This is a genomic window from Affinundibacterium fentianense, assembly GCF_018139545.1.
Classification (GTDB): Bacteria; Pseudomonadota; Gammaproteobacteria; order Burkholderiales; family Burkholderiaceae_D; genus Undibacterium; species Undibacterium fentianense.
Genome location: NZ_JAGSPJ010000007.1, coordinates 75,067 through 88,696 on the forward strand (window position 1 = coordinate 75,067; position 13,630 = coordinate 88,696).

The window sequence follows — 13,630 nt, forward strand, 5'->3', positions numbered from 1 at the left end:
CTTGATTGATAAAGTTGCCATATCGAGAGGGAAACGTGTAGAGTGCCAATTTTATCCGCAAAGAATGAAGGAGTAGGGAATGGATTGGACCTCAGGTTATGCTTCTGATTTGGTTTACACAGCAGGGTTTTATCGCGAACAAAGCCCAGTCTATCTGAATTATGGTTGCATTTTGAATGGGATAGAGCCAGTTGACCTAGATCGCGAATTTACCTATTTTGAGTTAGGTTTTGGACGTGGTGTCACGTCGAATTTATTAGCAGCATCCCATCCCAATGGGCGTTTTTACGCCGCCGATTTTAACCCTGCCCATGTCGCTGGCGCACGACAGATCGCTGCGGCTGCCGAACTGGATAATCTACGCTTACTTGAAAACAGCTTTGAAGAATTGGCGAAAGGCGCGGTCGCCGATTTACCGCAATTTGATTTCATTACATTGCACGGTATTTACACCTGGGTGACTGCTGAAAATCGCCAATATATCGTCGATTTCCTGACGCGTTATTTGAAACCCGGCGGTATTGTTTATCTGAGCTATAACGCAATGCCGGGTTGGGCATCGTCATTGCCTTTACAGCGATTGATCGTTGATCACGCAGAGCTGAATCCTGCGCGCAGCGACGTGCAGATGGATAATGCGAGCGATTTCATCGCAAAACTGAGTAGCTTGAATCCTGCCTATTTAGCCAATAATTTGAGTGCTGAGTCACGTGTTAAGAAATTAAAAACGGCAAAGAAGAATTACTTAGTGCACGAGTATATGCACAAACATTGGCAGCCTATGTACCATGCGGATGTTGCGCGTGATCTAGCTAACGCGAAACTTGAATACGTCGGTTCTGCAGAATTGCATAATGTTTACCGCGGCTTGTATTTGAACCCAGACCGCATGGCATTCTTAAATTCCATCAGTGATCCAACCATGCGCGAAACGGTGGTGGACTATATGACCAATACCGCATTCCGTAAAGACATTTTCGTACGTGGTGCGCGTCGGATCAATAGTGCGCGTCAGGCAGAATTGTTGAATACAGCGGGTATCGCTTTGTCGATTCCTGCCAAAGATTTGGCAACCAAAGTTAGTCTCGTCAATTGTGAATTTACTGGTAGTTCACAAATTTATGATCCGGTTTTTGAAGCAATTAAGGATGGTCCAAAGACTATCCGAGAATTGAGTGAATTGCCTTCGATGCGAGGTAAGAAAATTTCGACGATCGCCGAAATTGTGACTTTGCTTGTTGCGTCGAATCAAGTATCGATTTTCTTTGAGTCGAGAAAATCGCTCGATAAGGCGGCGGCAAAACGAATGAATGCTGTGATCGCAAAGCAGGTTCAGTATGGCGATGAATTTCATGCATATTGTTCAACTTTGACAGGCTGTGGCGTCAGTGCAAGCTATCAAGAAAATCTCCTATTGTGGGCAATGTTAAATCATCCTGGTATAGAAGATGCGGAGAAACTCGCGCGCTTTGCAGTTCGAATTTTGTACGCACAAAATCTGCAATTACTCAAAGACGGCAAAGCAATTGTCGGTGATGAAGAAAATGCGCTTGAATTACAAGCACAATTTGCGCAATTCATTGAGCATAAAGTCCCAGTGTGGAAATCCTTAGGCTTGTTTTAGGCCAAAAAGCGAAGCTGCATAGGAATTGCAAATCCTAAGAAAAGCCCGTGAAAACATCACGGGCTTTTTTATTGGTTGATTCTCCACTCTTGTTTTGACTCGAAAACTTGACGTGAGACTTCGCAGCCGTCTGGGAAATGTTGCATAAAGTCGGCGCGCAAGGCGTTCGCATGGGCTGCAATATAGCGATCATAGTCAGCCCGCTTCGGGGTTTGATAGCAAGTGCGAAAATGTCCCTCTTCATTCTGTTCAAATTGAATAAAAGTGAAACACAGAGTGTCCCAGATTTCGGGGATATGTTTTTCGCGCATGTAGCGTTCAAAAGCAGCTTGCAAATCGGTACGAACTTTGACGGTGACTTCATAGCTAAGCATGATAGTTTTCCTTGAATTGCATTCTTTTGTTTGGGAAAGGGCGCGTTGCTCAATATCTTTTGAACAGCGCTCTCTATTAATTTTTATTTATTATATTGCTTCTTTAATACAGCTGCTCCTAGGAGTGCATTACAAAATACAACGCAAGCGTTGCTTTTCGACATCTTTCCAGATAAAAACTTGCTGTGCTGCACGCGATCGCCAAATTGCACGCCTATACTGGTTTTACACCAGTCAACTTGCCTAGGCAACAGACTGGGTGAGCTTGTCAATTTGGTTGATTCACAATAGAGGAGCAAAAAATGGGAAGAGTGAAAACAGTCAGTATTCGTAGTGCACTTGCTTTTTTGTGTTTTTCGGGAGTTTCAGGCGTTAGCCAGGCGATTGACTTTACATATTCAGGCTTCGGCAATATCACTGCGGGTCGTGTCTTTAGTGCTGCTGGTTTAGAGACCGGCTTTCCGGACAATACAAAGTGGCAATGTCCTTGTTATATCGCGGATTACTCGCATGGTAGTGTCTATGAAAAACGGTGGAATTTTGCACCGGAATCGCGTTTTGGATTTCAAGGTACCGCGAGCTTTACCGATAATTTTTCGTTCACTGGCCAGTTGATGGCTAGGCATGCGGCAGGAGACGCGGATCTCGCTGTTGAGCAAGCGTTTTTTAGTTACAACATTAGCCCGAAATTCACGCTGCAAGTAGGAAGAAAACGTTTGCCGCTGTTTTTCTATTCTGACTTCCAAGACGTGGCTTTTGCTTATAATTGGGCGCGTGTGCCGCCCGATGTTTATGGCTGGCCAGTCGTCAATTACAACGGCGCAAATTTGACCTTCCGCGACGATATTGGCGGATGGGCAGTTAAATCAACAGTCTATGTTGGGAAAGAACATTCGAAAGAAGTGCCAATTGCGAAACTAGGCGATCCATCTCGCGTCGATGTCGAGTGGGATAATATGTATGGCATCGATTTAGAATTGAATCGAGATTGGTTTACAGCGCGTGCTGCGATAAATAAATCTAAGCAGCGACGATTGCGTTTAGGCCCAAATGGTTTGGAGCAATTCTCACCAGATCCAGTGGAATTTGGTAAGTCTTCGCCACAAACTTATTCGTCCTTGTCGCTCAATGTTGATCGTGACAATTTAGTCGTCCGTAGTGAATTTTCTCGAGTCAATGCAGCGCCAGCACGAGGTAGTTATAAAGGTTATCTGATCGGCGCGGGTTATCGAATGGGCGACTTTTTGCCAATGCTGACCGTCAGTCGTTTGAACGCATATGGGTCGACTGGTGCTCCAGAAGAAGTGGATAGAAATATTGGCGTGAGTATGCGCTACCAGTTAAGTGATGGCAGTGCTTTGAAATTACAGTTGGACCGCAGCCGCTGGGATTTCTTAAATGGTACGGACAATACGCGTAAATTAATTACAGTCTCGTACGACTTTACTTTCTAAGGGAGCGCTAACATGAAATTTTCCTTAAAAAAGTCGACCCTTCAAACCTTGATGTTCGCCCTTGGTGGAAGCGTCATGTTCAATCTAGCCAATACTGCTGTGGCAGCCGACGTGGTGGTTATCGTTAATCCTGCGAATTCGGCAGCGATTGACGAAGAGCAAATCGCGAAGATATTTTTGGGGCAAACGAAAACTTTCTCGAATGGCGCTGAAGCAACGCCAATAGATCAAAAAGAGGGACCTGTTCGAGAGGAGTTTGGAAATAAAATGTTGAAGAAAAATCCTTCGCAATTGAAGGCTCAGTGGGCGCGTCAAATTTTCACTGGTGGTGCGAAGCCGCCAAAAGAAATGGGCAGTGATGATGAAATTTTAAAATTCGTTGCGAGTAATCCTGGCGCCATCGCCTATATGGATGCGTCTAAGGTTAACAAGTCGGTGAAAGTAATTAAACATTAGTTGGACTTGCTGCTCTAAGTCGTTTCGTCTCAATTCAAAGCGAGCGTGTTTAAGCTCGCTTTTTTGTTCCTCAACCGAGCGCTTCAGCCCGTAATAGTTCGGTTAGTCGACGTCCTGCTCGGCCTAGCGCCTGATCCCGACGATGCACCAAACGAGGTGTGAAACGATAGCGAGAACCTTCGTCAAATTGAATTTCGATTAGTTGCTTTTTTTTGAGTTCTTGCTTGACTAAGAAGACAGGCATCCATCCGTAGCCCAGTCCCATCAATAAAGCTTCTTTTTTCGCAAAAAAACCATCGAGATAAAAGACACGTTCGCTTCCAAAAACGTGTTGATCATTGCCACTTCGAATAGAATCCTGAACCGAGAGTTCTGTATGCTCTTGCAACTGGGCCAAATTAACAGTACGCATTTGGGCTAGCGTGTGCTCGGGAGCAACGCATAAAACACACTCGATCCCAGCAAGTTCTTCAGCGTGCAAATGTGGATGGGGAACGAAGTCTTTGACTAACATGAGATCTGCCCTCTCAGTCTCGAACCTATGTTGTACTCCTTGTAAAAATTCCACCTTGACCTGTACGCGCGTCGGCGCACCCTCTTGTGCAAGGCCTTTTAAAGCCTTCAGTACAGTTTGCAAGGGCAGGATTCCATCTACGATCACCAGGAGTTTTGCTTCCCATTCCTGATTTAACTCACGCGCTAGGGCTTCGAGTTGGTTCGCTTGTATCAGCAAGCGCCTTCCCTCATTGAGGATGACTTCACCAGCGGCTGTGAGTTTGACGCGATATCCGTCACGATCGAGCAAACTGAGTCCTAGTTGTTGTTCTAATTGCTTAATTTGATAACTGATTGCCGATTGCGCGCGGTGTAAACGTTGAGCCGCTTTCGCAACGCTACCTTCACGTACGACGGTATCTAAAGCCAACATGAAATTGAGATCTAGACTCATGTTCCCCTCGTTAAGAAAGTTCATCGAAAAATTTGATGATGTTTAGCTAAATATTAAGCTTTTTTTGTTGATTTGTCTTGATTAAAGTAACGAGCAATGCGTGAGTTTGTGAAAGCCTAACAAGCTAGAACAGCTCATGAACTTACAACACAAATCGCCGGGAACTGAAACGTAGATCGGCGTGAAAATTCGGGAGACTTAGAATGACAACAGCAAATCCATTAAATTTACGCGGGATTGAGTTCACAGAGTTTTGCGGACCGTCCGCTGCACATCTTGAACAGCTATTCTGGGCTTTTGGTTTTTCAAAATTGCGTCAGCATCCGACGAAAGCAATTAGTTATTTCCGCCAAAATGATATTCACTTTTTGATTAATCATGAACAAGCTGGATTTTCGGCTGAATTTGCCAAGAAGCATGGACCATCAATTTGTTCCATGGGGTGGCGAGTTGACGATGCCACTTTCGCCTTAGAGGAAGCCGTAAAGCGTGGCGCTCGAGCTGTCGCCGACAGTGATAAAGACCATGCTTATCCTGCGGTTTACGGGATTGGCGATAGTGTGATTTATTTTATTGAGCCTGCTTCGGGAGCGTCTTCGATCTATGAACGGGATTTCATCGCCTTGGCATCTCCCTTAATCCAAGCTGAAAAAGGTTTCTTGACAGTCGACCATTTGACCAACAATGTGCCATTTGGCGAACAGGAAAAATGGGCAGACTTCTACAAGAATATTTTTGGATTTACCGAAGTTCGTTACTTCGATATCCAAGGCGCCAAGACGGGTTTGACGAGCTATGCCTTGCGGTCACCTGACGGTAGCTTTTGTATCCCGATCAATCAACCCAAAAACGAACAAGATCAAATCGCCGAATACCTGCGTGACTATAATGGTCCAGGGGTGCAACACTTGGCCTTTCTTACGAGAGATATTTTGTCTTCTCTCGATCAATTACAGGGCAGTGAAATTGAAACCTTGGATATCGATGATGAGTATTATCAGGATGTTTTCCAACGGGTTCCCCATGTTCGTCAAGATCATGCACGTATCGCACAACACCAAGTACTGGTTGACGGTGACGAGGATGGCTATTTACTTCAAATATTCACTAAAAATATTATTGGCCCCATCTTTATTGAAATTATTCAGAGAGAAAATAATTTGAGCTTTGGTGAAGGTAATTTTGGCGCTCTGTTCCGTTCAATTGAAAAAGATCAGGAACGTCGCGGCGTGATTTGAATTTCAAACTCAGTTCGAAGCAATGCATGAATGATGGGGCATCAACTGCATCGCGATCAAAAACGATCATTTGACTTTTGTGGCGACTCAAACAAGGAGACAGTTATGGCACTACAAGGCGTACATCATGTTGCCTACCGTTGTAAAGATACCAAAGAAACGGTGGAATTCTATCAACAAGCGCTAGGGATGGAATTTATGTTGGCGATTTCCGAAGATCGGGTGCCTTCCACCAAAGAGGAAGATCCCTATATGCATGTGTTTCTCGATGCGGGTAATGGCAACGTCTTGGCCTTTTTTGAAATTCCGAACTCACCACCGATGGGACGTGATATGAATACGCCAGCGTGGGTTCAACATCTCGCTTTCAAGGTCGAGAATTTAGATAGCTTGCTTGCGGCGAAGCAGCATTTGGAAGGCATGGGATTGGAGGTGATTGGCCCCACCAATCATGAGTTGTTCCAATCTATCTACTTTAATGATCCGAACGGCCATCGAATTGAGCTGGCTGCGAATACGTCGACGCCCGAAATGCTGCGAACTTTGCACGCAATCGCGCCACAAATGCTGAAAGATTGGACTGCGAGTAAATCGACTGTGCACCACGCCGCATGGTTACATGAAAAGGAGTTTGCGCAATAGAGTCTGCCACCAGCTTAATTTCTTACTCATTGATAGCAAAGTATGGCTCATGCCAGCTTTGCTTTTTTTATTTTCCGTATTGCTTGTGTTGTATTGATACGGTTGTTGCATATTTTTTACCAATGCTTAGGTAAAATGCCTGCACGATTTGTTTAACTCGCTAGCCGTATTTGAAAGTGGCCGGGTTATGCGGATTCTGCCGATTGCTTCAGACAACTGAACTTGTAACTTGAATCAAACTCAAACAAGATGACGGAACAACTATCAGCGGGCTTAAATAGCGAACTGGAAATCCATACTCTGCGTGAGCGCAACTCTTTACTCAATATTTTGAGTGAATTTGCGATTGCGTTATTACGTTTGCGTTCTCGCGAAGAAGTTTTGTGGTACACCGCGAATGAGGTGGTCGGGCAAATGGGTTTCGACGACTGTGTGATTTATTTATGGGATGAAGCGTCACAATTGCTCATACAGCAGTCTGCTTTTGGACACAAAATTTCAGAGCAAGGCTCTGTCAATAATGCATTGACCTTGCGACTAGGCGAAGGCTTGGTCGGTCGTGCAGCAAAATCCCGTGAAATTGTTTTGGTCAACGACTTAAGTACTGACCCAAACTATGTGATGGATATGCAGCAGGCAAGTTCGGAGCTGGCAATCCCCATTATTTATGCCGATCAGTTAATCGGGGTCATCGACAGCGAAAACCTTGCCAAGAATTTTTATACCCCTGAGCATATCAAAATTCTAAATGCAGTTGCTTCGATGGTATCGGCAAAGCTTGCTCAGGCAAATCTGATTCATCAACTTGAAACCTCTATTAGTGAATTGGAGTATGCACGTAAGTTGCAGAGTATCTTATTCAATATCGCTGCATTGACCTATGAGGATGAGAATTTCTTCAAGGTCTATGAAAAAATTCACCACCTTATTACTGAATTATTAGTTGCAAAATCTTTCTTCGTCGCGGTCTACAATGAAGATGCTGGTTGCATTGAATTTCCTTATTTTGTGGACGAAAGGCATCCTGATATGTCTGCCGAAGACGGTCCGATTGATGCCGAAATGCGGGGAATGTCTGCATGGGTTATTTTCAACAATTCCCCCTTGCTGCTGGGCCGGAATGAAATAATTCAACGCGCGCAAAATGGTGATTTTGAAATTCTCGGTACGGTTGCGGAATCATGGTTAGGAGTTCCGATTGATGCGGGCGATCATCTCAAAGGTGCGCTGGTGGTGCAGACCTACTCATCATTAGTTTCCTATTTGGATTCCGATCGGGAACTGTTGGGGTATGTGGCGCAACATGTGTCCAATCTACTGAAACGGAAATTCGCAGAGAAAAAATTGCAGCATTTGGCCTTGCATGATGCCTTGACTGGCCTAGCAAATCGCAGTCTCTTTTTGGATCGAGTTTCTCATGCATTGAAGAAACGAGAACGTATCGACCAAAGACTGTGCGCCGTCTTATATATGGATGTCGATTTGTTTAAGACGGTCAATGATCGGTATGGCCATGCAGTTGGTGATGCACTGTTGGTGGCATTCGCAAAATTGTTGACATTGCAGACGCGTCAATTGGACACGGTCGCTCGCCTTGGCGGAGATGAATTCGCGCTGTTTCTAGAGGATATCGACTCTGAAGCAACGGCCGTATGCTTGGCGGAACGTATCATTCAAGCACTGCGGGAACCCATTCTTGCGAACGACGTATCGATTGCATGTTCGACGAGTATTGGAATCGCATTTATCACAGATGCCACAGTTTCAGCTGATGAAATTATTCGTCGTGCTGATACCGCTATGTATCAGGCGAAGGCCGCGGGAAGGGGGCACTTTCAATTATTTGATCCTTTATCTGATCGGGCGAATGTACGGGATTTATTATTTGGCGAAGAAATTTTGCGGGCATTGAATGAGCAGCATTTTGTCTTGCATTACCAACCAGTTATCCATGTCCAGAGCAAGCGAGCAGTGGGCTTCGAAGCGTTGATTCGTTGGCCGCATCAGGAACGAGGCTGGATCGCACCAAATGAATTTATCGATTTCGCTGAGAAGCATCGATTGATAGAGAAAATTGATCGTTTTGTGCTGCGTCAAGTTGTCCAGCAAATGCAAGAGTGGCGACTTGAATTCGGTTTAACCCCGAAAGTCAGCATTAATATATCAGGGCGACATTTTGCAAGCCCTGAATTCATCGCAATGATGCTGGCCTTACTTGAAGAATTTGTCATCCCACCCCATAGCTTGGGCATCGAAATCACAGAGCGGGCGGTTATTGATAAATTTGCTCAGGCTCAGGCGAATATTCAAGTGTTGCGTGACCATCACGTACGAATTTTGCTGGATGACTTTGGTACCGGTTATTCTTCTTTAAATTATTTACACCAACTTACTCTCGATGTACTCAAAATTGATCGTACCTTCGTTCAAGGAATTAGTGTTGGTAAAGTGGGCAATCCGATCATCCACAGCATCGTCGCGTTGGCATCGGCTTTAAACTTAACTGTAGTTGCCGAGGGGGTTGAAACTGAAGATGAATTGCGCGCTTTGCAAGATGTTCAATGCGAACTTTGCCAAGGTTTCTATTTTGCAAAAGCGCTACCAGCACGGGATGCAATTCAATATTTTCTGGATCATCAATAATCAACATCGCTGAGAGTAGTAGCGTCTCTCCGCGGCCATCGATAGACAACCCTGCCTAATGGGATGGCTCTACGCCTAAATTGATTTGGTCTGCCATCAAGCGATGGTACGCGCGTTTCAGCGCGATAATACGGACGACACGCACCAAGAGGCCAGCATTGATTGCACCGAACAACGCAGCAAAGCTCGCACTGAAAGTCGCGTCTAGTGCCCAATCGGGACGTATTGCAAACGTGACTGCCGCTGAATATTTTGCTATGAACATGCTGAAAATGAGCGCCAATGGAAACCAGCTCCCAGCGACGAAAAATTGATTTAACACTGCGTCATAGCGATGTTTTGTCTTTGTCCTCGAGATGAGTCCCAGCGAACAAAAAATCGTCACACTGGCAAGCCAAATGGAAAAAACCTGCAATCCTGAGCTCGCTTTACTAGGCAGGCTGCTAGCTGAGAAAATTAACATCGCGATCGGTAAAATTAGTAAACGTGGCAAAGTGATGTTGCGGTCGCGAGTTTGTTGTAAGCCGACGGCACAGAGAGCTACCAGTAAAATCCATACCCAAACTGGTGTGTGTGTCAAAATTTGCGAGATCATTTCAGTACTCCTCAAGTTCGTGATGAACGCTACTGTGCATGAGCAGCGCTCTTTACGCGAGTTCAATGCGATTAAATACTGTGTTTTTGACGTGAAAGGTCAAAAAAGGGCGCGGATGGAGTTTCTCTTTGACTGCTAAAATGTGCGCCTAGAAATTTTGAAAGAACTTGATCGTGATAAATCTACATTTAGGAAATATTGGACAGATCATCCAACTAGCTATTGCCCCCGTATTTTTGCTGACTGGGGTAGGCACCAATTTAACGGTTTTGACCAATAGGTTGGCTCGGATTATTGATCGATCACGTGTTCTTGAAGAAATCGTTGGGCAACAAGGCGCAGAAAGTTTGACTCCGATAATGCGAATTGAACTCGATGAGTTGTATCAACGATCGCACTTAATTAATCGGGCAATTACGTTGAGTTCAACTTGTGCATTGCTGGTTTGCCTAGTGATCGCGGCATTATTTTTAGGCGATGCCTTAGATATACATTTGGATAAAATTATTGCCGCTCTGTTTGTTGCTGCTGTGTTTGCATTGATTGGCAGTTTCATTTTTTTCTTGCGAGAGATTTTCGTTGCCACTAAGACCTTGCGGCGCCAACGCGAACACGGTGCACGTTTCTTACCTTAGTTTTCATGCTTGCCAGGTCCACGGGCGTGAACTAAAAACCACGTCGAATCGATAACTTACGCTCTACTGCAGTCAAATTCTTGCTTTGCTGAAAAATTAAGGCACAATGGAATGCCCGAATACTCACGCGTATTCGCTTCCCACTGACTGGAGTCGGCGATGATGACTGTACCCATCATTATTGATTTCGAAGCTTCCGGCTTCGGACAAGGTAGCTATCCCATAGAGGTTGGTTTTTCTGGTCGCCATGGTGAGGGATGGTGCTCTTTAATTCGCCCTGAGGACGACTGGTTGCACTGGAATTTGGATGCCGCGCGCGTGCACGGTATCCCTCGCGAAATTTTAGTCGAACGCGGTAATACGGTGCAATTTGTTGCTGAGCAATTGAATTTTTTCCTAGGCGGACGTACTGTCTATACCGATGGGTGGGGGCAAGATTACGTTTGGATGGCTAAGCTATTTGATGCAGCGGAAATCACACCAAAATTCAAATTAGTCGATCTATTTGAGATTATTAATGATGATCAATTGCCTAATTGGGATGCGACGAAGGAGCAAATCATTAAGGAATTGTGTGTTGCCCGTCACCGCGCTAGTAGTGATGCACGAGTATTGCAATTAACTTGGCTGCGAACCTATGATGAGGCAAGAAAACTCAGCGCTTAAGCCAAAAAAAATAGTCGAATTGTATAAAAAATCAGTCTTTTTTGCGTCGCCAGTTGACACTCCCGTATAATAGGGGAATGCAAAATCTCCTTCATAATCTGAATCCCGAACAGTTAGCTGCTGTGACATTGCCGGCGCAATCAGCCTTAATTTTAGCTGGTGCTGGGTCGGGTAAAACTCGAGTCTTAACGACCCGAATTGCTTGGCTTATTCAAACTGGGCAAATTTCTCCGAACGGTGTACTTGCCGTGACTTTCACCAACAAATCAGCAAAAGAAATGCTGATGCGCTTGTCTGCGATGTTGCCCATTAATACGCGTGGCATGTGGATAGGCACTTTTCATGGGCTGTGCAATCGCCTTTTGCGCGCACATCATCGTGATGCTGGCTTGCCACAAACCTTTCAGATTCTGGACTCCGGTGATCAATTATCGTTCATCAAGCGTTTGTTAAAAGCCAATAATATCGATGATGAAAAATTTCCGCCGAAGACATTAATGTATTTTATTAATAGTGCCAAAGATCAAGGTTTGCGGGCGGCACAGGTCGATGCATATGATGATTTTAATCGCAAAATGGTGGCGTTGTATGATTTATATGATTTGCAGTGTCAACGTGAAGGGGTAGTTGATTTCGCTGAATTGTTGTTACGTACTTATGAGTTATTGAGTCGGAATCAGCCTTTGCGTGAACACTATCAATCACGTTTTAAACATATATTGGTTGATGAGTTTCAAGATACCAATGACTTGCAGTATAAATGGCTCAAATTGATGGCAGGTACCCAAGCAGCGGTTTTTGCGGTGGGTGATGATGATCAAAGTATCTATGCATTTCGAGGAGCCAATGTTGGCAACATGTCGGCGTTCGAAAAAGAATTCCAAGTTGAAAATCTGATTAAATTGGAGCAGAACTATCGTTCCCATGGTCACATATTGGATGCCGCGAACGCATTGATCGAACATAATAGTCAACGACTTGGAAAGAATTTGCGTACCGATGCCGGACACGGTGAGCTCGTTAGGATTTTTGAAGCAAGTAGCGATATTCAAGAGGCTCAGTGGATAGCCGAAGAGGCCAAAAATTTGATTCGGGATGGATACGATCAAAGTCAAATTGCTATCTTGTATCGGTCGAATGCACAATCCCGAGTGATTGAGCATGCCCTTTTTTCTGCGAATTTGCCATATCGCGTTTATGGAGGGCAACGTTACTTTGATCGTGCAGAGGTCAAACATGCGATTGCCTATTTGCAGTTGATGGACAACCCGCATAACGATTCCGCGTTTATGCGCGTTGTAAATTTTCCTACTCGTGGAATTGGTGCGCGATCGATCGAGCAACTGCAAGATGCTGCGAAACAGTATGGTATTTCTTTGTACGCCGCAGTTCCCTATGTCAGCGGCAAGGCAGGCTCTTCTTTGGCTAGTTTTGTGAAACTGATTGAAGGCGCGCGCTTTGAGACACAGCATTTGCCGCTACCAGAAATGGTGCAGGTGGTGCTGGATGTTAGTACCCTGTTGAACCACTATCAATCTGAAAAGGAAGGAACGGAAAGGATTGAGAACTTGGAGCAATTGGTTAATGCCGCGACATTATTTGTTGCAGAAGAAGGCTTTGGTCATGACGCTCCTGCTTTGCATGGGCCAGCTTCGAGACCTGCGGGACAATTGATCACGAATGGTGCCGCGCCCATCGAAATTATCGATGCTGACGCGGCTTTACCGACTGTTATGTCACCACTCTCCGCATTTTTGTCACACGCATCACTAGAGGCAGGCGACAATCAGGCACAAGTTGGCCAAGATGCCCTGCAGTTGATGACAGTGCATGCGGCGAAAGGCTTGGAGTTCGATGCAGTCTTTATCGGTGGGCTGGAGGAAGGCCTATTCCCTCACGAAAATAGTACGCAAGAAGAATCGGGAGTAGAAGAAGAGCGTCGCCTTATGTATGTGGCGATTACCCGTGCTCGTCAGCGACTTTATATGACTTTCTCCCAGACGCGGATGTTGCATGGGCAGACACGCTACAATCTGCGTTCAAGATTCTTTGATGAGTTGCCAGAAGCGTCGTTGAAATGGCTTTCACCGAAAATACAAACAAACTGGTTTGCGCGACCCAAGTCAGCATGGGACGATGCACCGGAGCTTGGTGCCAATGCGATTGCGCAGAGCCTGCAGTCACAATCACAATCAGTTTGGCGTATTGGTCAAAATGTTGCGCATGCCAAATTTGGCGAAGGCGTGATTGTGAACATTGAAGGCAGCGGCAGCAACGCCCGGGCACATATTAATTTTGGAAAGTTTGGTATGAAATTGCTCGATTTGAGCATCGCTAAACTGGATAGAATTTAA

At 45.1% G+C, this 13,630-nt stretch carries 12 protein-coding genes; 9 read left to right on the forward strand and 3 right to left on the reverse strand.

Annotated elements, in window-relative coordinates; translation table 11 throughout:
• The first annotated feature begins 79 nt into the window (after positions 1-79).
• Positions 80-1,624 (forward strand): class I SAM-dependent methyltransferase, encoded by a 1,545-nt coding sequence (locus KDM90_RS15710; protein ID WP_212676587.1) that lies wholly within the window; start codon positions 80-82, stop codon positions 1,622-1,624.
• 68 nt (positions 1,625-1,692) lie between these two features.
• On the opposite strand, the gene KDM90_RS15715 is transcribed toward KDM90_RS15710, so the two are convergent.
• Positions 1,693-1,998, reverse strand: a complete 306-nt coding sequence (locus KDM90_RS15715) for a DUF4286 family protein (protein WP_212676588.1) — start codon at positions 1,996-1,998, stop codon at positions 1,693-1,695.
• 302 nt (positions 1,999-2,300) lie between these two features.
• Here KDM90_RS15715 and KDM90_RS15720 point away from each other — a divergent pair, with 302 nt between their 5' ends.
• Both KDM90_RS15720 and KDM90_RS15725 read left to right on the forward strand, forming a co-directional pair.
• A complete protein-coding gene (locus KDM90_RS15720) occupies positions 2,301-3,452 on the forward strand; it encodes a porin (protein ID WP_212676589.1) in 1,152 nt (383 codons plus the stop codon).
• 12 nt (positions 3,453-3,464) lie between these two features.
• Positions 3,465-3,908, forward strand: coding sequence for a type 2 periplasmic-binding domain-containing protein (locus KDM90_RS15725; protein ID WP_212676590.1), 444 nt, complete (start codon positions 3,465-3,467; stop codon positions 3,906-3,908).
• A gap of 70 nt (positions 3,909-3,978) precedes the next feature.
• On the opposite strand, the gene KDM90_RS15730 is transcribed toward KDM90_RS15725, so the two are convergent.
• Positions 3,979-4,857, reverse strand: coding sequence for a LysR family transcriptional regulator (locus KDM90_RS15730; RefSeq protein WP_212676591.1), 879 nt, complete (start codon positions 4,855-4,857; stop codon positions 3,979-3,981).
• A gap of 203 nt (positions 4,858-5,060) precedes the next feature.
• On the opposite strand from KDM90_RS15730, the gene hppD reads away from it, so the two are divergent.
• From hppD to KDM90_RS15745, 3 genes are all read left to right on the forward strand, one after another.
• Positions 5,061-6,095: a 4-hydroxyphenylpyruvate dioxygenase gene (gene hppD, locus KDM90_RS15735; protein ID WP_212676592.1), complete on the forward strand. Its 1,035-nt coding sequence runs from the start codon at positions 5,061-5,063 to the stop codon at positions 6,093-6,095.
• 105 nt (positions 6,096-6,200) lie between these two features.
• Positions 6,201-6,737 carry a VOC family protein gene (locus tag KDM90_RS15740; RefSeq protein ID WP_212676593.1) on the forward strand — a complete coding sequence of 179 codons (537 nt, stop codon included), beginning with the start codon at positions 6,201-6,203 and terminating at the stop codon, positions 6,735-6,737.
• 249 nt (positions 6,738-6,986) lie between these two features.
• Positions 6,987-9,380: an EAL domain-containing protein gene (locus KDM90_RS15745; RefSeq protein WP_212676594.1), complete on the forward strand. Its 2,394-nt coding sequence runs from the start codon at positions 6,987-6,989 to the stop codon at positions 9,378-9,380.
• Between the two features lie 55 nt (positions 9,381-9,435).
• On the opposite strand, the gene KDM90_RS15750 is transcribed toward KDM90_RS15745, so the two are convergent.
• Positions 9,436-9,975, reverse strand: coding sequence for a DUF6622 family protein (locus KDM90_RS15750; RefSeq protein WP_212676595.1), 540 nt, complete (start codon positions 9,973-9,975; stop codon positions 9,436-9,438).
• Positions 9,976-10,151: 176 nt separating this feature from the next.
• Between KDM90_RS15750 and KDM90_RS15755 the strand changes: the two genes are divergently transcribed.
• The 3 genes from KDM90_RS15755 to KDM90_RS15765 all read left to right on the forward strand — a co-directional run bounded on the left by KDM90_RS15755 (position 10,152) and on the right by KDM90_RS15765 (position 13,630).
• Positions 10,152-10,610: a DUF2721 domain-containing protein gene (locus KDM90_RS15755; RefSeq protein WP_212676730.1), complete on the forward strand. Its 459-nt coding sequence runs from the start codon at positions 10,152-10,154 to the stop codon at positions 10,608-10,610.
• A 159-nt stretch (positions 10,611-10,769) separates the two neighbouring features.
• Positions 10,770-11,276 (forward strand): 3'-5' exonuclease, encoded by a 507-nt coding sequence (locus tag KDM90_RS15760; RefSeq protein ID WP_230409848.1) that lies wholly within the window; start codon positions 10,770-10,772, stop codon positions 11,274-11,276.
• A gap of 77 nt (positions 11,277-11,353) precedes the next feature.
• Positions 11,354-13,630: a UvrD-helicase domain-containing protein gene (locus KDM90_RS15765; protein ID WP_212676596.1), complete on the forward strand. Its 2,277-nt coding sequence runs from the start codon at positions 11,354-11,356 to the stop codon at positions 13,628-13,630.

What these genes read in the sequence shown, in the direction of transcription:
- KDM90_RS15765 (WP_212676596.1), top strand. Translation starts at nt 11,354, where the DNA reads ATGCAAAATCTCCTTCATAATCTGAATCCCGAACAGTTAGCTGCTGTG.
- KDM90_RS15725 (WP_212676590.1), top strand. Translation starts at nt 3,465, where the DNA reads ATGAAATTTTCCTTAAAAAAGTCGACCCTTCAAACCTTGATGTTCGCC.
- KDM90_RS15745 (WP_212676594.1), top strand. Translation starts at nt 6,987, where the DNA reads ATGACGGAACAACTATCAGCGGGCTTAAATAGCGAACTGGAAATCCAT.
- KDM90_RS15760 (WP_230409848.1), top strand. Translation starts at nt 10,770, where the DNA reads ATGATGACTGTACCCATCATTATTGATTTCGAAGCTTCCGGCTTCGGA.
- KDM90_RS15710 (WP_212676587.1), top strand. Translation starts at nt 80, where the DNA reads ATGGATTGGACCTCAGGTTATGCTTCTGATTTGGTTTACACAGCAGGG.
- KDM90_RS15720 (WP_212676589.1), top strand. Translation starts at nt 2,301, where the DNA reads ATGGGAAGAGTGAAAACAGTCAGTATTCGTAGTGCACTTGCTTTTTTG.
- KDM90_RS15715 (WP_212676588.1), bottom strand. Translation starts at nt 1,998, where the DNA reads ATGCTTAGCTATGAAGTCACCGTCAAAGTTCGTACCGATTTGCAAGCT.
- KDM90_RS15740 (WP_212676593.1), top strand. Translation starts at nt 6,201, where the DNA reads ATGGCACTACAAGGCGTACATCATGTTGCCTACCGTTGTAAAGATACC.
- hppD (WP_212676592.1), top strand. Translation starts at nt 5,061, where the DNA reads ATGACAACAGCAAATCCATTAAATTTACGCGGGATTGAGTTCACAGAG.
- KDM90_RS15750 (WP_212676595.1), bottom strand. Translation starts at nt 9,975, where the DNA reads ATGATCTCGCAAATTTTGACACACACACCAGTTTGGGTATGGATTTTA.
- KDM90_RS15730 (WP_212676591.1), bottom strand. Translation starts at nt 4,857, where the DNA reads ATGAGTCTAGATCTCAATTTCATGTTGGCTTTAGATACCGTCGTACGT.